Source organism: Cedecea sp. Ae19-4, assembly GCF_059801165.1.
This window is the reverse complement of record NZ_JBCHWG010000002.1, coordinates 737004-762227: the sequence shown is the minus strand read 5'-3', so window position 1 is coordinate 762227 and position 25224 is coordinate 737004. Positions and strand designations below refer to the sequence as shown.

Sequence of the window (25224 nt, the reverse complement as noted above, 5' to 3'; positions counted from 1 at the left end):
AAAATAAAAGACTCGGAATGAGTAAATTCGCGGCGCTTTGGGAACATTCCCAATCATGACTAAAGTTTCAAAACAAACATCTCAACGCTAACACAGCTCCTTATTTAAAAGGTCTAAAATGAATATTAACTTTAGACTGGTTATTAAAAATTCCGGTTTAAAAACAAAATAAGAATGTGTGATAACGCTCACCAACTGGAACGTTCCCGCTTTACGGCAAAAAAAGGAGACGTTTAAGATTGACCTCTCTTTTGAACCACTCTGGAAAGCCAACAAACATCAATAAAAAAATTAAATACTGATAATTAAAAATCAGAAAATCGCCAGAGTATAAATCCGGGAAACGAATAAAACCGGCGAACGCGCTCGGCCTAAAAATAAATATAAATATTACATTGATAAACGCCACTGCGTTTAGCTATCCCGCAAGCTAATTCTTGCAGGCACTTTGATACATACAGCACTTGAAAGTCAGCACCGGCACGGCTGCTGACGATGTTTTCTGATTTTGCCGGTTCCGAATGACTTCGGGCGTTATCGAAAGCGCAGTCATTCAGGATGTATCAATTGCTTACAACAAATAAGCGTAGCAGTTTCGCTTCAAAGGGGTAGTTGCCATGGACGTTTATGGTCAAAGATATGCCATGTTTATCTCTTTTGATGCTGTTGCCGTCTCAGGTATTACGGTGGAAGCATTAAAAGTCTCTCAAAGCCTTAAGCAAAAAGGTATCAACTCTTATCTCGATCTTGGGTATGACATTAAAGTTGACAAAGGCAATTTTAATAAACCTTACGATCATGAGCCAGAAATTTATCGCGATGCTTTTACCTTAACGCGCATCAGTGGGATTACATCTGTACCTCATTACTCCCCAGAGTTTATTGAAAAAGCACACGCCGTACTTATCAGTGAAAGGCTTTCTGTTTCATTTGAAGAAAAAGAAAAAATAATCCGCGCCGTTGAATATTCCGCCCAAAGTCTGGCCGAAAGAATTTTACTTCAATGGGAACAGCTTCGAATTTGCACCGTGATTGTCGAAAACGGCACGCTGCCAGAGAATATAATTTATACCCGCGCACTTTATCTCGCTATAGAACAATACGGCCACCGTCACCAGTTAGGAAATTTTGTTATCTGGCGCGATCACGACCTCATGTGGAACAGCGAGAAAAATATCATGAAGTATGGTTTACCGCCGTACAACCATGCCATTAAACCGATCAAATCCCCTTTTATTAGCTACGTAACGCTGAATAACGATCTCAAAGAAAAGCTGGAACACTGGTGCCAGCGGGAAGTCGATATTCACGTAGTAAAAAATACCTACAGCTTTACCGGCCAACAGGCGCTGAAAAACATTCGGTCATCCCTGGATATTTCCGCCGATGACATAGTCATTGCCCGAACGACGCGCATCATTCCGCAGAAGCGCCTGGACCGTGACGTGCTGCTGGTACAACGCCTTAACCACCTGTTCAGAAAGCACAATATTGATAAAACCGTCTGGCTTTTGATCGCCGGCGATACCCGTGAGCACGCCACGCATGCAGGCGAGCTGGAGCAACTGGCACAGGAGCTGGACATTAAGCCCTATGTGAAGTTTCTTGGCCCGCTGCACCATAACTTCATGCCCAAAAGCCAGGGAAAAATCACCATCGAGGATCTCTACCATTCCTGTGACCTGGTGTCGTTCCTGACCTCATGGGACTACGACAGCTACGGTAATCCCATTGGGGAGGCGATCAGCAGCCAGCGCTGCTACATCACCACCCGCTACGAATATTACCCGGAAGTCTACGGCCAGCACGGCTTTGAAGCCCCAGTGATGCCTATTTCAGACGGACAAGACGGCCTTCCTGACGAAGCCTTCATCAACGAAGTCTTTTTACTGCTTACCAATAAACCTGAAATGGATCGTATAGCCGCGAAGAACTTCGCCATCGGCAAAAACATCCTTTCTAACAACGTGATGGACATTCTGAATATCACCGCCCCAGGAGTAGATATGCGCGATAACATTTTCGTCTCGGTAGTGCTGCCTGTTTACAATGAAAGCGACCGAATTGATGAAGTTTTAGCCTCATTATTTGGCCAACAAACGCATGGCCGATTGGTAACCCATGACGCTTATGAAGTGATCATCGTGGATAACAATTCCCGCGACGATTCCGTGGCAAAGATAAACCTCTTCAAAGAAAAACATCCGGCGATGGATGTGCACATTATTCAAGAGAAGATTCAGGGTGTCTCATCGGCCCGTAAATGCGGTATGGATTACGCCGCCCTGCGCTCAAGGGCGCGTGATGCCCGGCTGGGCAAAAGCAATAAACACTATATTGTCTCCGCCGATGCCGACTGCACCGTGGATCCTTACTGGCTGCATACCCTGATAGAAAAAATGATTGCCGACGACGGCGATCTCGGGACCTGCAATTACTATTACGACCGCGAAGCATTCCAGCAGCGCCCCAACCTCTTCCGTGAAATCCAAAAAACCCTGCGCTGCCGCGACGTGTCGTTCTCGCTGTTTGGCGGCTTCCCGGATGGCAAAGGCTTCGCTGTTGAGCGAGGCCTGTACGAAAAAATTGGTGGTATCGAGATCTTCTACCAGCTGGAAAAAGGCCGCTTCGTAGAACACCTTTCCGACGACTGGGATTTCGGCATCAAGATCATCGCCTGCGGCGGCAAGCCGGTTTACGCCAAAGAATCCTTTGTGGAAATCAACAGCCGCCGCGTGGACACCATTATTGACGATGTGATCAGCGGCATCGCCTACGGCAGCGACGGCATTATCATCATGAAAGATGTGCGCCCGGACGTCTCAATCCCAAAAAACACGCTGATTGACCTCACCGAAGAGCAGGCCCGGCAGGGTTGGGAATACTCCATCAAAGACTACATCCCGAAAAACATCGTTCTTCCAGCCTTGCTGAATCCGCACATCTTGCTGGAGAACGAGCGGGTACGTGCCTTTTTCTCACCGCAGGTTGCAGAGCGGCTTTACCAGCGCATTCACGCCATTAAGCATGAAATGAGCATCATCGACTTTAAGCCGATCCATAGCTACAAAACGCCAGCCTACCGGCTCTATTTCGAGTTCCGCCACGAGATATTCACCGCACTGCGCAACGCCGTCGGGGAGGACATTGGTTTTGCACCGCCGCTTCCGGCCTGTTTTGACAACGTCGCGGAAAAAGATTTCGAACGCTTTGTCTGGTACTTCTGTGAAGATCGCGAGTCCGGTGAAGCCCACAACTACTTTGCCAACGGAGGTGTTTTCTGATGAATACCGAAGCTCTCGCGTCATTAAAAGATCTCGACCCGGCCTATCCGGTTCCGGCAGTTTGCGGTTTCCTCTCTCAGCCGGAGAACGAGGCTTTTCTGGACTACGTCCATAAAGATCCTTTTGGCTGCCATGTTTTTCCCGGTGACATTGAGCACTACCCGCTGGCGTCGTTCTTTGCCGATATGGAGCACGACATTCGGGCTGCGAAACAGATCCATCTGTGGGCCTATATCCCCACCTGTCGCTACCGCTGCCACTTCTGCCAGTATCCAACGGTGATTCTCAACCCGAAATCGCCTTCGGCGGAAGGCGTCTTCCGGGATCTGGTGGACTACAACATCAAAGAAGCGAAGATGTGGCTGGAAAAAGTACCGAGCCTGTCAAAAGCGGAAATTGGAGAATTCAATATCTTTGGCGGCACGCCTTCCCTGCTCCCGGAGCCGGAACTGCGTCGGTTGATGGACTTCTATTACACCCACTTTAATTTCTCGGCGGCAACGCTTCGCTTTGAAGGCGAACCTGGGACATTAAACCGCGAATACATCGGCATTCTGAAAGAGCTGGGCTTCAGCAAAATCAGCTTCGGCACCCAATCTTTTAACGACGCCATTATTGCCGCCTGTGGCCGACAGCACACCGCCGACGAGTGTGAAGAAACCATACGCAGCGCGCGGGAACAGGGCATTGACTGGGTCAGCGTCGATCTTATCTACGGCATGCTGGGTCAAACCGTGGATGACGTGAAGTACGACATGGAGCGCACCCTGGCGCTGGATCTCTCCCACGTCGTCTGCACCAAGCTGCACATGGAAGAGTTCATGAAAACGCGCACCGGCGTATCCGGCGAACGTGAAAGCCTGTGGCAGAAAAAAGGGCTGATCAACATGAACAACATGACGTTCCCTGGGCTGGGCAAGCAATATCAAATGCGCGAGCTGGTCGAGAAATACCTCACCGAGGGCTATCGCGAACACCCCACGATGTATTTCCACCAGAATCACCTGGAAGCGGAAAAGTGGAAAGGGCTGATCACCGATCTGGACAAGCAGTATCCCGAGGTCGCCATCGGCCTGGGCGGCAGTTCGAAATGCACCCGCGCCGAAGCCATCAACATCACCGGCTATAAGCAATACAAGCAGTTCCTCGATGAAGGCCGCCTGCCTATCGAAGAAAGCCACGGTATTTCACCGGAACAGCGCGAAGTTAACGCCTTCAAAATGGCCCTCTCCACGCTCATTCCGGTTGACGATACCGTGTTCGCGACACGCTTCAACGGCAACAGCTTTTTTGAAAACCGCATCATCAAACCAACGCTGGAAAAGCTGCAGGCAAAAGAACTCGTGGTGATTGATCAAGGCGTGGTCACGCTGACGCCCATCGGCGTCACGCTGGTTGAAGCCATCATTAACACCCAATTCATCTCAGCCGACGCAGAACAGGAGTAACTGATGAGCCACTCTTCAACCACGCCGGTTTTCAGCCTGTTTTACATCGCCATCGACACCGAAGCGGGCATCACCCAGCAGGCGTTTGAAACCTTTGTGCAAAATAAAGGCGTACATATTCCCTGCTATCCGGGCTGGCGCTGGACGCTGCTTCGCGGGCTACGCGGCGAACGTGCCGGGCAATATTTGATGCTGTTTGAAATCGAAAATGCGGCAATGCGGGATCGCTATATGGCCGCAGACGGCAACCAGACCGAAGAGGCCCGCGAGTTCTGGCGGCAGCATCCTGAAGCGGAAGCGCTGCTGGCCGAATGGCGCAGCTACGGCACTTTCAGCGAACTGCCAACGCTGTTCACCGATTATCGCCTGCTGGCCGAAAATCAGAAAAGCACCGTCCAGCCGGGTCCCCGCTACCAGCAGCAGCCCCCTGTTGCTCGGGTGATTGGTATTCACAACCTCGCGCTGCGCCCCAACGTCAGCGCCGAACAGTTTGAACGTTTTATCGAGGGCAACCATCACCGGATTGAAGATTACCCGGACTGGAAATTCCGGCTGTTGAAAGGGGAGCGAGGTAACCGGCTCGATCAGTATGTGGTGCTGATGGAAATCGCCAGCCTGGAGGCGCTGGATGTCTTTTACCCCGAACCGGATATCGCTACCGACGAAGCGGCCAAATTCGCCCAGGCGCACCGCGATACCAAACAAATGTACGAGGAATGGAAAAAACTCGCCTCGTTTTCCGGGTCGCCACAAATCTATACCGATTACCTCTCGGTAGCAGAAAGCCTCAATTAACGCTTACCGCCGCGCGTGCCCGAAAGACCGGGCACGACGCATTCACGCGAGTGAATTCACACATTGAGTCACAAAATTACTATGACGATTAACTCAACACCAACCCTGGCGGACGTACAGTCGCGGGAACAGCATGCCACACGCGCCATATTTTTTATGGCCGGTTTAGCCATGTCGTCCTGGGCCCCGCTAATTCCTTTCGCTAAAGCGCGGCTGGCTATTAACGACGGCGCTTTAGGGCTGCTGCTCTTTTGCATCGCCGCAGGCTCGATGCTCGTCATGCCGTTTACCGGCCGGCTGATCGCTCGCTTTGGTTGCCGTCGCCTGATGATCCTCAGCGTGCTGGGGCTTGCCGCGGATTTACCGCTGCTAATGCTGTTTGACCAGCGTGAAGCCATGGCGCTGGCTTTGCTGCTGTTCGGCACCTTCAACGGCATGCTCGACGTCGCCATGAATGCTCACGCAGTGGTCGTCGAACAGGAGAGCGAGCAGGCAAAAATGTCCGGCTTTCACGGCTTTTACAGTATCGGCAGCATTGCCGGCGCAGGCTTCGTCAGCTTCTTTCTGTGGCTGGGGGCTACACCGTTGCTTGCCGTGTGCACCATCACTGTTTTTCTGACTTTACTGCTCGCCGCCTCTGCCCGGAACATTTTGCCCAAACAAAATAAAGCCACGAGCAGCAAAGGCGAGACGTTACGCGTGCTGAGCCATCCGCCCGTGCTGGCCATCGCGATACTTTGCTTTTTCGTCTTCATGCTTGAAGGCGCCATGCTGGACTGGTCGGCGGTATTTATGACCTCGGAACGCGGCATGAGCGCTTCGCTCGCGGGCTTCGGCTACACCTTATATTCCATCACCGTCACCCTTGGGCGGCTCAGCGGCGATCGTCTGGTCAGTGCCCTGGGCGGCAAACTCGTGCTGCTCCTGGGCTGCGCTATTGCTGGCATCGGGATTATCCTGCTCGTCTTCACCCATTGGGGCACCTTGCCGGGGTTTATCCTGGCCGGAGCCGGGCTCGCCAACATTATTCCCATTCTCTTCACCTCCGCCGGTAACCAGCCGGGGGTTTCAGCGGATTTCGCGATCCCTGCCGTCACGCTTTTTGGCTACAGCGGCCTTCTCGCGGGACCTGCGCTGATTGGCTTTATCGCCCATCACATTGGGCTCAGTTTGACCTTCAGTGGTGCCCTGTTGCTGCTTTTGTTTGTGGCTTCAGGTTCGCCGTTTATTTCTCGCCAGCGTTAATGAAACAGGAGTTTGTATGAGTCACTCATCACCGGCAGTATTCAGCCTTCACTATGTAGGTCTTAACCTGAAAAAGGGCGTCACCGAAGAGACGTTCGAAGCCTTTGTGCAGGCCAAAGGCGTGCACATCCCGGCTTATCCGGGCTGGCGCTGGACCTTGCTGAAAGGCCTGCGCGGCGAGCGTCAGAACCAATATCTGATGCTGTACGAAGCAGAAAATGCCGACAGCTACGAGCGCTATATTGATAGTCAGGGGGAACAAACGGAACAGGCACGTGCTTTTTGGCGCGATCATCCTGCAGGCATTGAGCTTATCAACACCTGGAAAACCTTCGCGACGTTTGGCGAACTGCCAACGATTTTCTCCACCTACCAGCAGCTCGCTGAAAACGAACATAGCTCTTTGGCAGAAGGGCCAAACTACCAGCTACGCGACGGACAAGAACCGATTAAACGCGTGGTCGGGCTGCATAATCTGGCATTGCGTTCAGGTGTTTCCCCGCAGACTTTCGATACGTTTATCCGCGACAACGTTCACCGTATCGACGACTACCCGGGCTGGAAATTCCATATGTTGAAAGGCACCGGCGGCAATCGAGTTGAGCAATATCTGGTGATGCTCGAGATAGAAAGCCTGGCCTCGCTAAACTCTTTCCACCCGGAGCTGGATGTCTCCACGGAGAAATCGCTGCAGTTCGTGAAGGATCATCAGGAAAGCGAAAGGATGTACGACGAATGGCGCGAACTGGCTTCGTTCTCCGGCGCCCCGCAGCTTTATACCGACTACATCACCATTGCCGGTAGCCTGTAACCTTACGTTTCCCTTCTCCTTGCGGGGAAGGGAAAACGGCGTCAGGCCAGCTGGGTCAGCGTGGTTTCCCCTTTCTCAATACCTAACTCGTACAGCGTAAACGCCGTATATTTTTCGATAAGGGTAGCCAGTTCAGGCGAGTGACTGGTAAGCCAAATCTGCGTGTAGCGGCTTGCCTCAGCAATCAGGCGGGCAAGCGCCGGGAGCATTTGCGGATGCAGGCTATTTTCAGGCTCATTGAGGGCGATAAACTGCGGCGGTCTCGGGCTGAGCAGCGCCACCGTCAGGCAGAGAAAACGCAGCGTGCCATCTGAAAACTCCGCGGACTCCAGCGGGCGATTAATCCCCAGTCGGTTCATCATCATCTGGAAGCGCCCGCCGCTGTTATCGCAGAAAAACGTGCATTCCGGGAAAGCCTGCTCCAGCACGGTAAACATCAGCTCGCTGTCGCCAATTTCGACGATGGTCTGAAACGCGGCGGCCAGGTTCAGGCCATCGCCGGACAGCACCGGGGAGCGGTAGCCCACCTGCGGCAGCCTCAGGCCAGCGCCTTTAGAAATATCGAACTCGTGGTAGAAACGCCAGTTACGAAGCGTCTCCCTGGCGCTGGAGACTTCCGGGTACAAATGCGGCTCGCCAAGCTGGCCAAAGAGGGATTCATTTTCGTACAGCGTGGCGGCGTGAGTCACCTTTTCGCCGTTGACGTTATTAAGGAAAACCGTCTGATTACGCCGCTGCATGACCGACGACGAAGGGCGCCGCCGGTAGCCGCTGAGCCAGATTTGCTCCTCTTTAACAATGGGATCGAGGCCAAACATCGTCGGGTACGGCAGCGGCTCGGGAAAGCCCACCTGCAGCTCATATTCAAACGTATCCGTTTCTACCGCCAGCGTCAGCCTGCGCGGCGCGCTGGCGTAGCCGCGGGCGCGATCGCCCGCCCACATTGCTTTCTGGATCCCACCTTCATCAGAAAGCCAGTGAGACAGTTGCCCACTCCCCGCACCGTGGATCAGATGGATCGCCTTATAAATATTAGACTTACCGCACCCGTTGGGCCCAAACACCACGTTCAGCCTGCCCAAATCAATGGAAAGCTTGCGCACGGAACGGTAGTTGTCGATGTAGAGGGATTTGATCATGATTTTTCGCCACAGTGAAACTTGTGGGCCATTATGGCAAATACTCGCCAAAGCGCACTTATTTGCCGCCAGAGGCTCAAAGCGATCCCACTGCAATCACAATGTAAAAGCACAGCACGGCAACGATCGTGCCGATCACAATCCTTCTGTCCGTTGTATCCGGTTCTCTGTTTTGCATCCTGCCCTCCTGGTCACTTGCCTGCCTGTTTAATTTCGGTATGATACACAAACTAGTTAACAGTGTTAACTAAATACATTTCCCTCATTGATGTGAGTTGCTATGCAGACCAACGAAATTGAAGCATTCCGCGCCGCGCTGCGCGAGATGGTGCGCGAGCTGGGCATGCTGAACAGGAAAAGCAGCGGGACCGATCTGTCGCCGTTACAAAGCCATATTTTGATCGAACTCGATCGCGAGCCCGCCGGGGTAACGGAGCTTGCCCGCCGCCTGTGCGTGGAAAAATCCAGCATCAGCAGAACGCTTCGCGGCCTTGAAAGTGCCAATCTGCTGGCAAGAACGCAGAATGAAAGCGACGGGAGAGCCACTGTGTTCAACCTGAGCCACGAGGGCGTTGTCGCGCTTAAAGATCTCACCGAACACGCCAACGACTTCACGGCCCAGGCCCTTTCTCTGGCATCAGACAGCGAAAAGCAGCAGATCTATCAGTCAGTCAAATCGCTGACCCGGGCGCTGGTAAATGCCCGTAGCCAGCGGGATCTTCAGGTTGAGATCCGGCCTATTCGCCCAGAGGACAATCTCGCTATTGCCGACGTGATCCGCCAAAGCTTCCGCGATAATAAAATCGATCATCTCGAAGGCGTGAGCCTGCACGATCCGGCGCTGAATGACCTGACCAGCGCCTACCAAAAACCCGGGTCTGGCTACTGGGTAGTTGAACACGAAGGCAAGATTTTAGGCGGCGTTGGCATCGCCCCGCTGCAGGGCGCAGGTGAAGAATATTGTGAATTACAGAAACTCTATCTGGACAGCAGCGTGACGGGCATAGGCCTGGGAAGACGCCTGATGGCGCTGGCGATACAACAGGCCGAAGCATTCGGCTATCGTTACTGCTACCTGGAAACGCTCGACGAACTTAGCTCGGCGGTCTCACTCTACGAAGCATTCGGTTTCAAACACCTGGACGGCAGCCTGGGCAATACCGGCCACAACAGCTGCGAGATCTGCATGCTTAAAACGCTGAAATAGTATGTGTTGAATACAAAACGCCCCACGGGCTTGCACCTGCGGGGCGTTTATTAAGAAGTTGAAGCTGACCGATAAGCCGGGTTCTGTCGTGGACAGTCATTCATCTAGGCCAGCAATCGCTCACTGGCTCAAGCAGCCTACCCGGGTTCAGTACGGGCCGTACCATGTGAACCCCTATTTGGCCTTGCTCCGGGTGGAGTTTACCGTGCCACGGACTGTTACCAGCCGCGCGGTGCGCTCTTACCGCACCCTTTCACCCTTACCTGATCCCGCTTGCGCGGGCCATCGGCGGTTTGCTCTCTGTTGCACTGGTCGTGGGTTTCCCCCCCAGGCGTTACCTGGCACCCTGCCCTATGGAGCCCGGACTTTCCTCCCCCTCGCCCGTCTCCCCCGAAGAGGACGACGACGAAGCGGCGACTGTCTGGTCAGCTTCGGCGCGCAGTATAGAGGGTTTCATCTCCCCTGTCACGCGGGCCCGCCAGAAACGAAAAGCTAGTCGCCCACCAGCACAACCTCAATCCCGCTCTTACGCAGCGCGCTCAGGCTATCTGCCGGAATACCTTTATCGGTGATTACCCGGTGAATGCGCTGGATATCGATGATTTTATGCAGGCTGGAGCGGTTAAATTTACTGGAATCTGTCACCACGATAATGCGCTCGGCGACTTCGCACATTTTGCGGTTGAGACGCGCTTCATCCTCGTTATGGGTGCTCACACCTCGTTCCGGATCGATAGCATCCACCCCGAGGAACAGCATGTCGAAATGATAATTTTGCAGCGACTGTTCCGCGCTGTCGCCGTAAAACGATAGCGACTGACGACGCAAATGCCCGCCGGTCATCAGCACCTCGACCCCTTCTGCTTCTAACAACGCATTAGCCACGTTGATGCCGTTGGTCATGGCGATCACTTCTTTATGCTGGCGCATTAGCCGGGCGATTTCATACGTTGTGGTGCCGGAGTCCAGAATCACCTTGTCCCCGGGCTGGATCAAGTCCGCAGCCACACGCGCGATGCTGCGCTTCAGTGAAGTATTCAGCGAGCTTTTATCCTCCACCGAAGGCTCTGCTACCACGCTGCCGGGCTCACAAATCAGCGCTCCGCCGTAGGCACGAACCGCAATGCCCTGCTTTTCAAGAAACGCGAGATCGTTGCGGATGGTGACGGTAGAAACACCGAAAAAAGAAGATAAATCATTAACCTGTACGCTTCCCTGCTGGCGAAGACGCTGAATAATCTGCTCGCGCCTTTCGCTGGTACCCGGAATACGTTTGTCCGTTGCGGTATCGCTGTTGCTCATAGGGTAACCTTTCAATATATCTTTCGTTTCATTTCTATTTGCCTATTAACACCTTTCTTTTAGCAGAAAGCAAGCCCCAGGCATCTTCGTTCAAAAGGCGCGGTAAGCGCACCAATGCCTTTCATTATGTTTCTTTTGCGAAACAGATCTCAATTCCAGTATCTTTCTTTTTATTCTCAAACGCCATTCAGGCACGATTAAATGAAATGAATCGAAAGAAAATGTTTTAACCCATCGCCGTGGAGAGGAAAGTGAAACAGTTGATCGAATTTGTCGCTAACCACAAACGGAACAACCAGCACGGGATCTTTGCCGTGTGCTCCGCGCATCCGCTGGTGCTTGAGGCCGCCATGCGCCACGCTCGCGAAGCTGGCACCAGCTTGCTTATTGAAGCGACCTCTAACCAGGTGGACCAGTACGGCGGCTATACCGGAATGACGCCTGCGGATTTCTGCGGTTTCGTTTATCAACTCGCGGAACAACACCGCTTTCCTTATGCCAATCTGATACTCGGCGGCGATCATCTTGGGCCAAACCGCTGGCAAACCCGACCAGCCGAAGAGGCGATGTCCCATGCCGAAGAGCTGATCCGTAGCTATGTCGCCGCAGGCTTCAAGAAAATACACCTCGACTGCAGTATGTCTTGTGTGGACGATCCCGTGCCGCTCACGGATCACGTCGTTGCCGGGCGAGCAGCCAGGCTGGCGCTGATTGCTGAGCAAACCTGTATCGACCACTTTGGCCATGCCGATCTGGTGTACATCATCGGCACCGAAGTACCGGTCCCTGGCGGTGCCCATGAAACTCTCGCCGAACTCGCCGTCACTACGCCGCAGGCCGCAAACACTACGCTGGAAGCTCACCGCCAGGCCTTTGCAGAACAGGGGCTAAGTGAAATCTGGCCGCGCATTATTGGCCTTGTTGTTCAACCCGGCGTCGAGTTCGACCACACCCAGGTGATTGACTACCAGCCAGAAAAAGCCCGGGCGCTAAGCAAACTCATTTCAGATTCGCCGACGATGGTTTTTGAAGCACATTCAACGGATTACCAGACCACGCAGGCGCTGCATCAGTTAGTGGAAGATCACTTTGCGATACTAAAAGTCGGCCCGGCCCTGACTTTTGCCCTGCGTGAGGCCCTTTTTTCCCTCTCAGCCATTGAGCGAGAACTGCTCCCGGCACACAAATGCTCCGGCCTGAGGGACGTCCTGGAAAGCGTGATGCTTGACCACCCGGAGCACTGGCAGCAGCACTATCACGGCAACGGCGATGCGCTACGTCTGGCACGCGGCTATAGCTACTCTGACCGGGTGCGCTACTACTGGCCGGATCGCGATATCGATGAGGCTTACGATGTGCTGGTCAGGAACCTTGCCCACGAACCTATTCCGCTGCCGTTAATCAGCCAGTACCTGCCGCTTCAGTACGCCAAAGTGCGGGAAGCACAGCTAGCAGCCAAACCTCATGAGCTGATTATCGACCATATTCAGGATGTGCTGCGCCAGTATTACGCGGCCTGTCACGGTGAGTCATCTCCTCATTAACACAATGATAATAAGGGAAATACCATGCCAAATATTGTCTTAAGCCGCATTGATGAGCGCCTGATCCACGGTCAGGTTGGCGTGCAGTGGGTCGGGTTTTCCGGCGCAAACCTGGTTCTGGTCGCCAATGATGAGGTGGCGGAAGATCCCATCCAACAGAACCTGATGGAGATGGTGCTGGCAGAAGGAATTGCGGTGCGCTTCTGGCCGCTGCAAAAAGTCATCGACAACATTCACCGCGCGGCGGATCGCCAGAAGATCCTGCTGGTCTGTAAAAACCCGCGGGATTTCCTCACCCTGGTGAACGGCAACGTGCCGGTAACGCGCATCAACGTGGGCAACATGCACTACGTCGAAGGCAAAAAGCAGGTGGCTAAAACCGTGTCGGTTGATGAACAAGACATTGCCGCCTTCTCCGGCCTGAAACAGGCCGGCGTCGAATGTTTTGTGCAAGGTGTACCGACGGAATCAGCTCAGGATCTCTATAAACTTCTCTGAGGTATTTGCTATGGAAATCAGCTTACTGCAAGCGATAGCCCTGGGCCTGCTGGCTTTTATCGCCGGTCTGGATATGTTCAACGGCCTGACCCATATGCACCGCCCCGTCGTCCTTGGCCCGCTGGTTGGCCTTATTCTTGGCGATTTACACACCGGTATTCTCACCGGCGGCACGCTGGAACTGGTTTGGATGGGCCTGGCTCCGCTCGCCGGCGCGCAGCCGCCTAACGTCATTATCGGCACCATCGTGGGCACGACTTTTGCCATTACCACCGGCGTGAAGCCCGAAGTCGCCGTCGGCGTCGCAGTGCCTTTTGCGGTTGCGGTACAGATGGGCATCACCTTCTTGTTCTCCGTGATGTCCGGCGTCATGGCACGTGCCGACCGCATGGCGGCAAACGCCGACACCAATGGCATTGAGCGCATTAACTATCTGGCAATGCTCGCACTCGGCATCTTCTATTTTCTCTGCGCCTTCTTACCCATTTATTTTGGGGCCGAACATGCCAAAACAGCCATCGATATGTTACCCGCGCGGCTGATTGACGGGCTGGGCGTCGCCGGGGGCATCATGCCAGCTATCGGTTTCGCCGTACTGCTGAAAATCATGATGAAAAACGTTTATATCCCCTACTTCATCATCGGCTTTGTTGGCGCAGCCTGGTTGAAATTACCGGTACTGGCAATTGCTGCCGCCGCGCTAGCGCTGGCCCTGATGGATTTGATGCGTAAAGACCCTACTCCACCGCAGCCCGCTCGCGTCCAGAAAGAGGAATTCGAAGATGGCATCTGATACCCAAACGCTTTCACAGGCCATTGAGTCTGAGAACATCATTGCCAATGATACGATTTATGAAGATCAGACCATTGGCGCAGAGCTAACCCGAAAAGATATCAACCGCGTAGCATGGCGTTCGATGTTGCTGCAGGCCTCATTTAACTACGAGCGTATGCAGGCCTGCGGCTGGCTGTACGGCCTGCTACCCGCCCTGAAAAAGATCCACACCAACAAACGCGATTTGGCGCGGGCGATGCAGGGGCACATGGGGTTCTTCAATACCCATCCTTTCCTGGTCACCTTTGTGATCGGCATTATTCTGGCGATGGAACGTTCGAAGCAGGATGTAAACAGTATCCAGAGCACAAAAATTGCCGTTGGTGCCCCACTCGGTGGCATCGGGGATGCGATGTTCTGGCTGACGCTGCTGCCAATCTGCGGCGGTATCGGCGCCAGCCTGGCGCTTCAGGGGTCGATACTCGGTGCCATCGTGTTTATCGTGCTATTTAACGTGGTGCATCTGGGCCTGCGTTTCGGCCTGGCGCACTACGCTTACCGCATGGGCGTGGCCGCTATTCCGTTAATTAAGGCTAATACACGTAAAGTAGGGCATGCCGCTTCCATCGTCGGGATGACCGTTATCGGCGCTCTCGTTGCCACCTATGTTCGCCTGTCCACTACGCTTGAAATTACGGCCGGGGATGCGGTGGTTAAGCTTCAGGCTGACGTCATCGACAAATTGATGCCTGCGTTTTTGCCGCTGGTCTATACCCTGGCAATGTTCGCCCTGGTCCGCCGTGGCTGGAGCCCCTTGCGCCTGATTTGCATCACCGTCGTTTTAGCCGTTGTTGGGAAGTTCCTTCACTTCCTCTAAGGAGAAAAGCAGATGTTGAGCATCATTTTGAGCGGCCACGGAGGTTTTGCCAGCGGGATGGAGCAGGCAATGAAACAGATCCTCGGCGAGCAGCCGCAGATTATTGCCATCGACTTTCCGGAAACCTCCTCCACGGCACGGCTGACGGAACAATTTCAAGCCGCTATCGGCCAGTTGGATGAATGCGAAGGTTTAGTGTTTCTGACAGATTTGCTGGGCGGTACGCCTTTCCGTGTCGCCTCCACGCTGGCGCTTGAGAAGCCGGGACGCGAAGTCGTTACTGGCGTCAATCTGCAGCTACTGCTGGAGATGGTACTCGAGCGAGAAGGGCTAAACGGCAGCGAATTTCGCCAGATGGCGCTGGAATGCGGGCACCGCGGCCTGACCAGCCTGGTCGACGAAATGGCGCGCCACCGGGCAACGGAAGCCAGCGAAGAAGGCATCTGAAGTAAAAGACCGGATTGCTTATCTCCAGTTTCGAACCCCGTTTAATGCAGGCGGCGGCTCCTGTTGCTTTCATTATGCATCACTTTGGCCTGTGGCGAGATCCGCCATGGGCCTTTCTTTTTCTTTTCTTAATTGTTTTATTTTCAATGAAAACCAAATAAAACAAAGTGTTATGCACAAACAGAGATCCACATCATGATTTTCGTTTTATTTCACCTTTCATATTGATCTTGTCGATTCCTTTCTATAAATTTTCATAAAGCACTAAAAACCATAAAATGAAACAAAACGAAAGATTATGGGCGATAAAAAGCCGACATCTGACGCTGTAATGCTAAGGACTGAGTCATGAGTGAAACTTCCACGACCACAGATCGCAGCCACACGACATGGACTGAAAAAGAGATCCGTCAGCAGCCCGTGAGCTGGATCCGTTCCCTGCAACAGATAGACCGCGCGCGCGATGAGATCGCCGCCTTCCTGAATCCACTACTTGCGAACGACAAGTTAAAAATTATCCTTACTGGCGCTGGAACCTCGGCGTTTATCGGCGACATCATTGCACCGTGGCTGTCTCGCCACACCGGCAAACAGTTTGTTGCCGTGCCCACCACGGATCTGGTGACCAATCCGCTGGACTATCTCTCCCCTGAACAGCCCACGCTGCTGGTTTCCTTCGCTCGCTCCGGTAACAGCCCCGAGAGCGTCGCTGCGGTGGAACTTGTCAACCAGCTCGTGAAATCCTGCTATCACATCACCATCACCTGTAACGAGGGCGGTAGCCTCTACCGCAGCGCGCTGGAGGACAACCGCTCACTGCCGCTGCTGATGCCTGCGGAAACGCACGATCGCGGTTTTGCCATGACGAGCAGCATCACGACCATGATGGCAAGCTGCCTTGCGGTTTTCGCCCCGGACGTCATCAATACGCAGTCATTTCAGGATGTCGCTCACCGCTGTGCCCAAATTATTCATTCACTGGGCGATTTCAGCGAAATTCCGTTTGACGATCTTCCCTACGAACGCGTGGTCTACCTGGGTAGCGGTGGCTTGCAGGGCGTGGCACGAGAAGCCTCTCTGAAGGTGCTTGAACTCACGGCTGGCAAGCTGGCGGCGTTTTATGACACACCAACCGGCTTCAGGCATGGCCCAAAATCCCTGGTCAATAGTAAGACGCTGGCGATCGTGCTGGTCTCCAGCGATCCTTACACTCGCCAGTACGATCTGGATCTGCTGGCGGAGCTGCGCCGGGACAGTCTGGCTATGCAAACGATCGCCATTTCAGCCTCCTCCAGCCCCGAGATCGCATCAGGCCCGCATATCCTCCTGCCTGCGGCAGATCGGACGTTCCTCGACGTTGAGCAGGCGTTTTGCTTCCTGATGTATGCCCAGGTTTTCGCCCTCACCTCCTCCGTTAAAGCAGGCATTACGCCGGACACGCCCTCCGCCAGCGGCACGGTTAATCGCGTAGTTAAAGGCGTCGTTATTCATCCCTGGAAAGGCTGAGAGGTTCATCATGAGCATTATCTCCACGAAGTATCTGCTTCAGGACGCGCAGGCCAGAGGCTATGCGGTACCGGCTTTTAATATCCACAATGCCGAAACCATCCAGGCGATTCTTGAAGTGTGCAAAGAGATGCATTCCCCGGTGATCCTTGCCGGCACGCCGGGCACCTTTAAACACATCGCTTTCGAAGAGATTTACGCACTGTGCCATGCCTATTCCGAAAGCTACGGCATACCGCTAGCGCTGCACCTCGATCATCACGAAAGCCTGGCGGACATCAGCCGCAAAGTTAACGCTGGCGTGCGCAGCGCCATGATTGACGGCAGCCACTTCCCCTTTGCTGACAACGTGAAGCTGGTGAGATCGGTGGTCGAGTTTTGCCACCGCAACGACTGCAGCGTAGAGGCCGAACTGGGCCGGCTCGGCGGCGTGGAAGACGACATGGATGTGGATGAAGAAAGCGCTTTTTTGACCGATCCGCAGGAAGCCCGCCGCTTTGTCGAGCTTACCGGCGTCGATAGTCTGGCGGTTGCCATTGGCACCGCACACGGCCTGTATACCAAACGCCCGAAAATAGACTTCAAACGGCTGGGCGAGATCCGTGACGTCGTCAGCGTCCCGTTAGTACTGCACGGCGCGAGTGACGTGCCTGACGAGTTTGTTCGCCGCGCCATCGAGCTTGGCGTCTGCAAAGTGAATGTCGCGACGGAATTAAAAATCGCCTTCGCCGCCGCGGTGAAAGAATGGTTTGGCGCTAACCCGGAAGGCAACGACCCACGCTTTTACATGCGCGTCGGCATGGACGCGATGAAAGAAGTGGTGCGTAGCAAAGTCGCTGTATGCGGCTCGGCGAATAAGTTGCTGCCGGAATCAGAAGCGGCGCTTTAACTCTCTGGTGTAAGGAGATCTGATGAAGACAATAATAAAAAGCTCCCTGCTTATTATGTTCATGAGCAACGCAGCGCTGGCGGCTCAGTACCAGTTGGAAAACACCAACCTTGCCGTCTCTTTCGACGATTCCGGCTCGGCGGTGGTAGTGCAAGACCGGCTATCCGACCACAAACTGGCGCCCATCGAGCTGTTTTTCCTGACGCTGCCGGACGAAAAAGTTATCCATACCGCCGACTTTAAACTCAAAAACGTCAGCAAAACCGCAGACGCCATTCAGATTGATTACGAGCGAGACGACTTCTCGGTCAATGTTACCCTGAAGCTGCTGAAGGGCAAGTATGCGGCGGTGGACTATACGCTGCAGGCAAAAGGCCAGCCTCGTGATGTCACAAAGATCACCTTCTTCCCGACCAAAGGCCAGGCTCAGGCACCTTATGTCAACGGCGCCATCAACAGTTCCCCCATCGTGGCGGACAGTTTCTATATGCTGCCGCAAAAACCGATCGTGAATACCTACGCCTACGAAACCACCACCAACCTGAACGTTGAGCTCAAAACACCGATTAAAACCGACGCCCCGGTGACCTATACGGTCTACTTCGGCACGTTTGAAGCAACAGACCAGCTTCGCCGTAGCTTTAATGAATTTATCAACGCCATGCGCCCGCGCCCTTACCAGCCTTACCTGCACTACAACAGCTGGATGGACATCGGTTTCTTTACGCCCTACACCGAGAAGGACGTGCTGACCCGCATGGATGAATACGCCAGCGAACTGATAATCAAGCGGGGCGTGAAGCTCGACGGCTTCCTGCTGGATGACGGCTGGGACGATTTGACCGGGAAATGGCTGTTTAGTCCGGCGTTTAAGCATGGCTTTGGTGTTATCAAAGAAAAAGCGGACAGTTTGCATACTTCCGTGGGGCTGTGGCTCTCACCGTGGGGTGGCTACAACAAACCACGCGACGTGCGCGTTTCACACGCCAAAGAGAACGGCTTTGAAACCGTGGATGGCAAATTTGCCCTCTCAGGCCCCAACTACTTCCACAATTTTAATCAGCAAATTATCGGGCTTATCAAAAACGAACATATCACCTCGTTTAAGCTCGACGGTATGGGCAACGCCAACTCGTACATCAAAGGCAGCCCCTACGCCTCTGACTTTGATGCCTCCATTGAGTTAATCAAAAACATGCGGGCCGCCAACAAAGATCTGTTTATCAACCTGACGACCGGTACCAACGCCAGCCCGTCCTGGCTGTTCTATGCCGACTCCATCTGGCGCCAGGGCGATGACATAAACGTTTATGGCAAAGGTTCGCCGGTGCAGCAGTGGATAACCTATCGCGACGCGGAAACCTATCGCTCCATCGTGCGTAAAGGCCCACTTTTCCCGATTAACTCACTGATGTACCACGGCATTGTCAGCGCGGAACATGCCTACTTTGGGCTGGAGAAAGTCCAAACGGACCAGGATTTTGCCGATCAGGCCTGGAGCTATTTCGCCACCGGCACGCAATTGCAGGAGCTGTACATTACGCCGTCAATGCTGAACAACGCCAAATGGGACACGCTTGCCGACGCGGCGAAATGGTCACGGGCGAACAGCAACGTGCTGGTCGATAGCCACTGGGTTGGCGGCGACCCGACGCTGCTTGAGGTTTACGGCTGGGCATCGTGGAGTAAAGAGAAAGCAATATTGGGCCTGCGTAACCCGTCGGATAAATCACAAAGCTACTATCTCGACCTGAGCAAAAGCTTTGAAGTGCCGAACGGCGAGGCCACGCGCTTTACGCTGAAGCAAATTTACGGCAAGAACGAGACCGTAACCAACGACTACAGTAAGCCGCTGGTTGTGACGCTGAAACCGCTGGAAACGCTGGTGATTGAGGCCACGCCGGTCAACTAAACGAGGATGGAGCGTAGAAGGCTCGTTCTTTCTACGCTTCTTAACAGCGTTTCACCTACCTGATGTTAGCGCAGCAACCCGCCTTTTATCTTCGGCAATCAGGATAATGCCAAAATGCTCTTTATCAGGGTGCGTGCTCCAGATTTTTTCTTCCGGAATGCTGACACCATCGTATGCGGCCTTCGTACCGTCAAAGGGATAGAATCGTCCATCATCTGAATCCAGAATAAAAACCGCAAGTTGAGTGGAGTTTCTGGCTATTTTCTGCCAAAGCGCCTTGCCCCCGGCATAGTGAATATTATCGCTCATTAAAATCACGCCACACTTGAGCACCAGCGCCTCATATAGCTGTGTGGCTAAGCCAGCTTCCTGGAGCGGCTTCTCGACGCAAACGTCTTCAACCTGCAGAACGCTTTGATCCTCCCAAAAACGATCTACTGAAATAACGTTGTCACCAATCGTTTTTTGATTTTTGAGCTCAAGCATGGCGACGACAGCGTGCCGGCGATCTTTTTCATTTCCTTCAGGCTCGGCCTTAATGATTGCAGCCCTCGGGGTCGACCTGTCAAAAATGATAAGGAAATGCTGACCTGCAAACGTCAGTTCTTCAATCACCTCGAACGAGCGTTTTATCGACGCAGTGCTATAGGAAAAAGGCATCACAACCATATTCGAATCTCCTGGTATCAATACCGGCATAAACTTTAACTCCCTTAAAGTCATTCAGTCATGCATAAATTAACACCAGGGAGTTCGTTTTTTAAACGCTAACCGCGTTGCGATATGAAAACCAGGAGCCGGCTCGAGAAAACTATTTCTCGCTGTTTTCTAACGCATATTTGTACAAGGCATTCTTTTTCACCCCGTGAATTTCAGCGGCAAGCGCTGCAGCCTTTTTCAGCGGTAACTCCGTCTGCAGCAACGCCAGCGTACGCAGCGCTTCGGCGGGGAGTTCATCATCGCTTTGGACTTTAAAGCCCTCAACAATCAGCACCATTTCGCCTTTGCGGCGGTTTTCATCTTCCTTCACCCATGCCAGCAGCTCGCCTACGGGCGCGCCGTGAATCGACTCCCAGGTTTTGGTCAACTCGCGCGCCAGCACTACGTAGCGGGATTCGCCCAGCACCGTGCAGATATCATCGAGACTGTCGAGCAGGCGGTGGGTGGATTCATAGAAAATCAGCGTTCTCGGTTCCTGTTCAATCGCCTTCAGCGCGTCGCGACGGCCTTTGGATTTTGCAGGCAGAAAACCCTCATAGCAAAAGCGGTCAGACGGCAAGCCAGCTGCGCTGAGTGCAGCAATAGCGGCGCAAGGGCCAGGCAACGGCACGACGCGAATCCCCGCTTCGCGGCAGGTGCGCACGAGGTGGTAGCCAGGGTCGTTAATCAGCGGCGTACCGGCATCGGACACCAGCGCAATGCTTTGGCCTTCCTGCAGCTTCGCCAGTAGCGTTTCAGATTTTTGTTGCTCATTGTGATCGTGAAGTGCGAAGAGTCGCGCATTAATCGCAAAATGCTGCAGCAAAAGTCCGGTATGACGGGTATCTTCTGCGGCAATCAGATCAACGCTTTGCAACACTGAGAGGGCCCGCTGGGTGATATCCCCGAGGTTGCCGATAGGCGTCGGGACGATGTAAAGCGTACTGGCTGAAATCGCCGCCGTTTCGTGTTGTTTCATTGTTTCATCCGTATTGCCGATTTAATATTGTACATTGGGAAATAAAACCACTGGATACAGAATGCTACCCTCAACCTTGAATCGTTCAAAAGCCGGGCGCTGCCTGCCTGTGTTGCTCGCGGCGCTGATTTTTGCCGGCTGTTCAACCCAGGCGCCAGATCAGTCCGCCACGCTGCTGCAGGGCGACACCACCGCCGGGTCCGCTTATTATCTGCAGCAAATGCAGCAAAGTGAAGATGATAGCAAGACCAACTGGCAATTACTCGCCATTCGTTCCCTGCTAAAGGAAGGCAAACCTCAGCAGGCTGTGGCGTTGTATAACCAACTGCCGCAGCAGCTCAACGATGCTCAAGTGCGTGAACAACAGCTGCTGGTGCCGGAAGTGAAGATTGCGCAGAAAGATTTCAGCGCCGCCTCTGCCCTGCTGGAAAAGATTGACCCGAGCGCACTCGACAAGGGCCAACAGAGCCGTTATTACCAGGCTGTGATTGACGCTTCTCAGGGACGCCCGTCTTTAGCGCTGCTGCGCGCGTACATTGCTCAGGAACCGCTGCTGAAAGGCGATGCACATCAAAAGAACATTGATGGCACCTGGCAGGTTCTGTCGCAGTTCTCCCCAGAGCAAATGAACAGCCTGGTGATTAACGCCGACGAAAATACCCTGCAGGGTTGGCTGGACCTGCAGCACGTCTGGAGCGATAACCGTAACGATCCTAACATGCTGAAAGCCGGGATTCAGGACTGGCAAACGCGCTACCCGAATAATCCGGGTTCAAAAACGCTGCCGACTCAGTTGGCGAATGTTCAAAACTTCAAACCGGCCTCAACCGGTAAAATCGCTCTCCTGCTGCCGCTCAACGGCCAGGCTGCGGTGTTTGGCCGCGCGATTGAGCAAGGGTTTGAAGCGGCGAAAAACAACGGCGTCGCGCCGGTTGCAGCCGTTCAGCCTGCCGCCCAGCCCGGAGATCCTAATGCGCAACCACAGGCTGCGCCGCCTCAAGAAGTGCCTCAACCGCAAGCGTCCCAGGCCCCCGCAGATCCTAATGCTGCAGTGAGCCCGGCAAGTGCGTCCGTCAGCGATTTAACAGACCAGAAGGCACAGGCCGCAACGCCGCAAACCGCAGCCCCAGCAACGCCGTCTGCCCAGCCAGACGCACAAACCGCGCCATCTCTTGCCGCGACCCCTTCGGCAGACATTAAGATTTACGACACCAGCAGCCAGCCGCTCTCTCAGGTTCTGGCTCAGGCGCAGCAGGACGGCGCCACGCTGGTCGTTGGTCCGCTGCTAAAAAACAATGTTGACCAGTTGGCCAGCACCAACAGCCCGTTAAATATTCTGGCGCTTAACCAGCCTGAAAACGTGCAGAATCGCCCTAACATCTGCTATTTCGCACTTTCTCCAGAAGACGAAGCCCGTGACGCCGCGGATCACATCTGGCAGCAAAGCCACCGCAATCCGCTGATGCTGATCCCTTCTAACGCTCTGGGCGACCGTGTGGCGAAAGCCTTTGCCACCGAATGGCAGAAACTCGGCGGCGGTCTGGTTCTGCAGCAGAAATTTGGTTCAGTGAGCGACCTGAAACGCGGGATTAACAGCGGCTCCGGCATCGCCCTGACCGGCACCCCGGTAAGTACGCCGTCCAATACGCCGCCAGGCGTCACCATTGGCGGACTGACTATTCCGGCAGCACCTACGGATGCGCAAATTACCGCAGGCAGCAGCGGCAACGTAGACGCGGTCTATATCATTGCGACCTCCGAAGAAGTGGCGCTGATCAAACCGATGATTGCGATGCGCACCGGCAGCCGCGGCAGCGCTCAGCTGTATGCCAGCTCGCGCAGCTCGCAGGGCGTGAACGGCCCGGACTACCGACTGGAAATGGAAGGCCTGCAGTTTAGCGAAATCCCGATGCTTTCCGGCGGTAATCCACAGCTGATGCAGCAGGCCTTAAGCAGCGTCAATAATGACTACTCGCTGGCGCGTCTGTATGCCATGGGCGTTGATGCCTGGACGCTGGCAAGCCACTTCTCACAGATACGCCAGGTGCCGGGTTATCAGGTAAACGGCAACACCGGGCAGCTGACCGCCAGCCAGGACTGCGTTATTAACAGGAAGTTAAATTGGCTGCAATTCAGTCAGGGCCAGATCGTTCCGGTATCCTGAACCGCAAGCAACGCGGCGCGCGCTATGAACAGCAGGCGCGTCGCTATCTTGAGCGCGAGGGAATGCGCTTTGTGGCCGCGAACGTGCATGTTCGCGGCGGCGAAATCGACCTTATTATGCAACAGCAGCAGGTTATCGTTTTTGTGGAAGTGCGTTTTAGGCGTAACGATAAGTTCGGCGGAGCCGCTGCCAGCGTGACTCGCAGCAAGCAGCTGCGCCTGCTGCATGCCGCTCAGGTTTGGCTTAGCGGCAAAGGTCAAAGTTTTGATACTGTAGATTGCCGTTTCGATGTGTTAGCTTTCACCGGCAATGAAATAGCGTGGCTGACCAACGCGTTTGCCGCCGATATCTAAAAAACTCCAGGTAGAATCAACGTGCTCGAAAGAATCAAAGTCTGCTTCACGGAAAGTATTCAAACTCAGATTGCCGCAGCGGAAGCCCTGCCGGACGCCATCTCCCGTGCAGCGATGACGCTGGTTCAGTCTTTACTGAACGGCAACAAAATCCTCTGTTGTGGCAATGGCACCTCCGCCGCCAACGCACAGCATTTTGCTGCCAGCATGATCAACCGTTTTGAAACAGAGCGCCCTAGTTTACCGGCCATTGCACTTAATGCAGATAATGTGGTCTTAACCGCGATCGCTAACGACCGTCTGCATGAAGAAGTTTATGCCAAACAGGTTCGTGCGCTGGGCCACGCCGGGGACGTTTTGCTGGCGATTTCCACCCGAGGCAATAGCCGTGATATTGTCAAAGCGGTTGAGGCCGCTGTCACCCGCGACATGACCATCGTCGCGCTGACGGGCTATGACGGCGGCGAACTGGCAGGACTGTTGGGGCCACAGGATGTTGAAATCCGAATCCCTTCTCATCGCAGCGCCCGCATCCAGGAGATGCATATGCTGACGGTGAACTGTTTATGCGATCTGATCGACAATACGCTATTTCCCCACCAGGATGGCTAATAGCTAATTTTGAGAAAGGAGAAGGAATGAACATGAAGGCCATTACGCCAGTCGCAGTTCTTATTTCCGCGCTGTTGCTGCAGGGCTGCGTCGGTGCCGTTGTTGTGGGAAGCGCCGCCGTAGCGACAAAAACTGCGACAGACCCACGCACAGTCGGGACGCAGGTTGATGACGGCACGCTTGAATTACGCGTGAACAGCGCGCTCAACAAGGATGAGCAGATCAAGAAAGAAGCGCGTATTAACGTGACGGCTTACCAGGGCAAAGTGCTGCTGGCTGGTCAGTCTCCTAACCCAGACCTCGCCTCTCGTGCGAAGCAAATTGCGTTGGGCGTAGACGGCGCAACCGAAGTCTATAACGAGATTCGAATTATGGCTCCGGTCGGCCTGGGTGTCGCATCGAGCGATACGTGGATCACCACAAAAGTTCGATCTCAGTTGCTCACCAGCGACCAGGTAAAATCGTCTAACGTGAAAGTCACCACCGAGAATGGCGAGGTATTTCTGCTCGGCCTGGTAACCGAACGTGAAGGTAAAGCCGCGGCGGATATTGCCAGCCGGGTTAGCGGCGTGAAGCACGTCACCACCGCGTTCACGATCCTGAAATAACGGCCCCTCACCCTAACCCTCTCCCCACAAGGGAGAGGGGATAACACCAGCCAGTCGATTGAATTTCCGCCAGTTTTCATTCTGGCGAAGTAAACGTTGCCCACAGAATTCTCCCTCTCCCTTCCTGGAT

Annotated in this window: 22 protein-coding genes and 1 other RNA gene; 18 read left to right on the top strand and 5 right to left on the bottom strand. The window is 54.0% G+C overall.

Translation table 11 applies throughout. The features are described 5' to 3' along the window. Positions 1–644: 644 nt before the first annotated feature. The 5 genes from AAIE02_RS16405 (at position 645) to AAIE02_RS16385 (ending at position 7583) form a co-directional block, all read left to right on the top strand. On the top strand, positions 645–3284 hold the full coding sequence (locus tag AAIE02_RS16405; RefSeq protein WP_498532904.1) for a glycosyltransferase: 2640 nt from the start codon (positions 645–647) through the stop codon (positions 3282–3284). Further along, on the top strand, positions 3284–4732 hold the full coding sequence (locus tag AAIE02_RS16400; RefSeq protein WP_498532903.1) for a radical SAM protein: 1449 nt from the start codon (positions 3284–3286) through the stop codon (positions 4730–4732). Before AAIE02_RS16405 ends, AAIE02_RS16400 begins: the two co-directional genes overlap by 1 nt. Before the next feature lie 3 nt (positions 4733–4735). After that, positions 4736–5527, top strand: coding sequence for a hypothetical protein (locus AAIE02_RS16395; protein WP_498532902.1), 792 nt, complete (start codon positions 4736–4738; stop codon positions 5525–5527). Positions 5528–5608: 81 nt separating this feature from the next. Further along, entirely contained in the window at positions 5609–6772 is a 1164-nt protein-coding gene (locus AAIE02_RS16390) for an MFS transporter (protein ID WP_008453640.1), read from the top strand. Between the two features lie 16 nt (positions 6773–6788). Continuing rightward, positions 6789–7583, top strand: coding sequence for a hypothetical protein (locus AAIE02_RS16385; protein ID WP_498532901.1), 795 nt, complete (start codon positions 6789–6791; stop codon positions 7581–7583). Positions 7584–7624: 41 nt separating this feature from the next. On the opposite strand, the gene AAIE02_RS16380 is transcribed toward AAIE02_RS16385, so the two are convergent. Beyond that, positions 7625–8722, bottom strand: coding sequence for an AAA family ATPase (locus tag AAIE02_RS16380; RefSeq protein ID WP_498532900.1), 1098 nt, complete (start codon positions 8720–8722; stop codon positions 7625–7627). A gap of 280 nt (positions 8723–9002) precedes the next feature. Between AAIE02_RS16380 and AAIE02_RS16375 the strand changes: the two genes are divergently transcribed. Next, entirely contained in the window at positions 9003–9929 is a 927-nt protein-coding gene (locus tag AAIE02_RS16375) for a bifunctional helix-turn-helix transcriptional regulator/GNAT family N-acetyltransferase (protein WP_498532899.1), read from the top strand. A gap of 56 nt (positions 9930–9985) precedes the next feature. On the opposite strand, the gene rnpB is transcribed toward AAIE02_RS16375, so the two are convergent. Together rnpB and AAIE02_RS16365 are read right to left on the bottom strand one after the other, a co-directional pair. Further along, positions 9986–10362, bottom strand: an RNA gene (gene rnpB / locus AAIE02_RS16370) — RNase P RNA component class A. A gap of 59 nt (positions 10363–10421) precedes the next feature. After that, entirely contained in the window at positions 10422–11231 is an 810-nt protein-coding gene (locus AAIE02_RS16365; protein ID WP_008453648.1) for a DeoR family transcriptional regulator, read from the bottom strand. Positions 11232–11482: 251 nt separating this feature from the next. Here AAIE02_RS16365 and kbaZ point away from each other — a divergent pair, with 251 nt between their 5' ends. The 8 genes from kbaZ to AAIE02_RS16325 all read left to right on the top strand — a co-directional run bounded on the left by kbaZ (position 11483) and on the right by AAIE02_RS16325 (position 19679). Continuing rightward, positions 11483–12775: a tagatose-bisphosphate aldolase subunit KbaZ gene (gene kbaZ, locus AAIE02_RS16360; protein ID WP_498532898.1), complete on the top strand. Its 1293-nt coding sequence runs from the start codon at positions 11483–11485 to the stop codon at positions 12773–12775. Positions 12776–12799: 24 nt separating this feature from the next. Next, on the top strand, positions 12800–13273 hold the full coding sequence (gene agaV / locus AAIE02_RS16355) for a PTS N-acetylgalactosamine transporter subunit IIB (RefSeq protein ID WP_039289641.1): 474 nt from the start codon (positions 12800–12802) through the stop codon (positions 13271–13273). A 10-nt stretch (positions 13274–13283) separates the two neighbouring features. Further along, a complete protein-coding gene (gene agaW, locus AAIE02_RS16350; protein WP_008453654.1) occupies positions 13284–14066 on the top strand; it encodes a PTS N-acetylgalactosamine transporter subunit IIC in 783 nt (260 codons plus the stop codon). Continuing rightward, the gene (gene agaE / locus AAIE02_RS16345; RefSeq protein ID WP_166877316.1) at positions 14056–14925 is read left to right on the top strand and encodes a PTS N-acetylgalactosamine transporter subunit IID; all 870 of its coding nucleotides are present in this window, start codon (positions 14056–14058) and stop codon (positions 14923–14925) included. Before agaW ends, agaE begins: the two co-directional genes overlap by 11 nt. 12 nt (positions 14926–14937) lie before the next feature. Beyond that, positions 14938–15372: a PTS galactosamine/N-acetylgalactosamine transporter subunit IIA gene (agaF, locus tag AAIE02_RS16340; protein ID WP_008453658.1), complete on the top strand. Its 435-nt coding sequence runs from the start codon at positions 14938–14940 to the stop codon at positions 15370–15372. A 348-nt stretch (positions 15373–15720) separates the two neighbouring features. After that, entirely contained in the window at positions 15721–16878 is a 1158-nt protein-coding gene (locus AAIE02_RS16335) for an SIS domain-containing protein (RefSeq protein ID WP_498532897.1), read from the top strand. Positions 16879–16888: 10 nt separating this feature from the next. Continuing rightward, positions 16889–17767 carry a tagatose-bisphosphate aldolase subunit KbaY gene (kbaY, locus tag AAIE02_RS16330; protein WP_008453662.1) on the top strand — a complete coding sequence of 293 codons (879 nt, stop codon included), beginning with the start codon at positions 16889–16891 and terminating at the stop codon, positions 17765–17767. Between the two features lie 22 nt (positions 17768–17789). Further along, positions 17790–19679 (top strand): alpha-galactosidase, encoded by a 1890-nt coding sequence (locus tag AAIE02_RS16325; RefSeq protein WP_498532896.1) that lies wholly within the window; start codon positions 17790–17792, stop codon positions 19677–19679. A 51-nt stretch (positions 19680–19730) separates the two neighbouring features. Here the strand turns inward: AAIE02_RS16325 and AAIE02_RS16320 are convergent, their stop codons facing one another. Together AAIE02_RS16320 and rsmI are read right to left on the bottom strand one after the other, a co-directional pair. Beyond that, positions 19731–20348 carry a hypothetical protein gene (locus AAIE02_RS16320; protein ID WP_498532895.1) on the bottom strand — a complete coding sequence of 206 codons (618 nt, stop codon included), beginning with the start codon at positions 20346–20348 and terminating at the stop codon, positions 19731–19733. Between the two features lie 142 nt (positions 20349–20490). Next, positions 20491–21357, bottom strand: a complete 867-nt coding sequence (gene rsmI, locus AAIE02_RS16315; protein WP_008453669.1) for a 16S rRNA (cytidine(1402)-2'-O)-methyltransferase — start codon at positions 21355–21357, stop codon at positions 20491–20493. A 61-nt stretch (positions 21358–21418) separates the two neighbouring features. On the opposite strand from rsmI, the gene AAIE02_RS16310 reads away from it, so the two are divergent. From AAIE02_RS16310 to dolP, 4 genes are read left to right on the top strand one after another with little or no spacing between them, the layout of a single operon-like run. Further along, entirely contained in the window at positions 21419–23521 is a 2103-nt protein-coding gene (locus tag AAIE02_RS16310; protein ID WP_498532894.1) for a penicillin-binding protein activator, read from the top strand. Continuing rightward, on the top strand, positions 23479–23874 hold the full coding sequence (locus AAIE02_RS16305) for a YraN family protein (RefSeq protein ID WP_008453674.1): 396 nt from the start codon (positions 23479–23481) through the stop codon (positions 23872–23874). The genes AAIE02_RS16310 and AAIE02_RS16305 overlap by 43 nt, the downstream gene beginning before the upstream one ends. A 21-nt stretch (positions 23875–23895) precedes the next feature. Beyond that, positions 23896–24486: a DnaA initiator-associating protein DiaA gene (diaA, locus tag AAIE02_RS16300; protein ID WP_008453676.1), complete on the top strand. Its 591-nt coding sequence runs from the start codon at positions 23896–23898 to the stop codon at positions 24484–24486. Positions 24487–24518: 32 nt separating this feature from the next. Further along, the gene (gene dolP / locus AAIE02_RS16295) at positions 24519–25094 is read left to right on the top strand and encodes a division/outer membrane stress-associated lipid-binding lipoprotein (protein WP_008453679.1); all 576 of its coding nucleotides are present in this window, start codon (positions 24519–24521) and stop codon (positions 25092–25094) included. Positions 25095–25224 lie beyond the last annotated feature (130 nt).

Excerpts from the sequence above, each read along its gene's own strand:
- AAIE02_RS16405 (WP_498532904.1), top strand. The coding sequence starts at position 645 with ATGTTTATCTCTTTTGATGCTGTTGCCGTCTCAGGTATTACGGTGGAA.
- AAIE02_RS16400 (WP_498532903.1), top strand. The coding sequence starts at position 3,284 with ATGAATACCGAAGCTCTCGCGTCATTAAAAGATCTCGACCCGGCCTAT.
- AAIE02_RS16395 (WP_498532902.1), top strand. The coding sequence starts at position 4,736 with ATGAGCCACTCTTCAACCACGCCGGTTTTCAGCCTGTTTTACATCGCC.
- AAIE02_RS16390 (WP_008453640.1), top strand. The coding sequence starts at position 5,609 with ATGACGATTAACTCAACACCAACCCTGGCGGACGTACAGTCGCGGGAA.
- AAIE02_RS16385 (WP_498532901.1), top strand. The coding sequence starts at position 6,789 with ATGAGTCACTCATCACCGGCAGTATTCAGCCTTCACTATGTAGGTCTT.
- AAIE02_RS16380 (WP_498532900.1), bottom strand. The coding sequence starts at position 8,722 with ATGATCAAATCCCTCTACATCGACAACTACCGTTCCGTGCGCAAGCTT.
- AAIE02_RS16375 (WP_498532899.1), top strand. The coding sequence starts at position 9,003 with ATGCAGACCAACGAAATTGAAGCATTCCGCGCCGCGCTGCGCGAGATG.
- AAIE02_RS16365 (WP_008453648.1), bottom strand. The coding sequence starts at position 11,231 with ATGAGCAACAGCGATACCGCAACGGACAAACGTATTCCGGGTACCAGC.
- agaV (WP_039289641.1), top strand. The coding sequence starts at position 12,800 with ATGCCAAATATTGTCTTAAGCCGCATTGATGAGCGCCTGATCCACGGT.
- agaW (WP_008453654.1), top strand. The coding sequence starts at position 13,284 with ATGGAAATCAGCTTACTGCAAGCGATAGCCCTGGGCCTGCTGGCTTTT.
- agaE (WP_166877316.1), top strand. The coding sequence starts at position 14,056 with ATGGCATCTGATACCCAAACGCTTTCACAGGCCATTGAGTCTGAGAAC.
- agaF (WP_008453658.1), top strand. The coding sequence starts at position 14,938 with ATGTTGAGCATCATTTTGAGCGGCCACGGAGGTTTTGCCAGCGGGATG.
- AAIE02_RS16335 (WP_498532897.1), top strand. The coding sequence starts at position 15,721 with ATGAGTGAAACTTCCACGACCACAGATCGCAGCCACACGACATGGACT.
- kbaY (WP_008453662.1), top strand. The coding sequence starts at position 16,889 with ATGAGCATTATCTCCACGAAGTATCTGCTTCAGGACGCGCAGGCCAGA.
- AAIE02_RS16325 (WP_498532896.1), top strand. The coding sequence starts at position 17,790 with ATGAAGACAATAATAAAAAGCTCCCTGCTTATTATGTTCATGAGCAAC.
- AAIE02_RS16320 (WP_498532895.1), bottom strand. The coding sequence starts at position 20,348 with ATGGTTGTGATGCCTTTTTCCTATAGCACTGCGTCGATAAAACGCTCG.
- rsmI (WP_008453669.1), bottom strand. The coding sequence starts at position 21,357 with ATGAAACAACACGAAACGGCGGCGATTTCAGCCAGTACGCTTTACATC.
- AAIE02_RS16310 (WP_498532894.1), top strand. The coding sequence starts at position 21,419 with ATGCTACCCTCAACCTTGAATCGTTCAAAAGCCGGGCGCTGCCTGCCT.
- dolP (WP_008453679.1), top strand. The coding sequence starts at position 24,519 with ATGAAGGCCATTACGCCAGTCGCAGTTCTTATTTCCGCGCTGTTGCTG.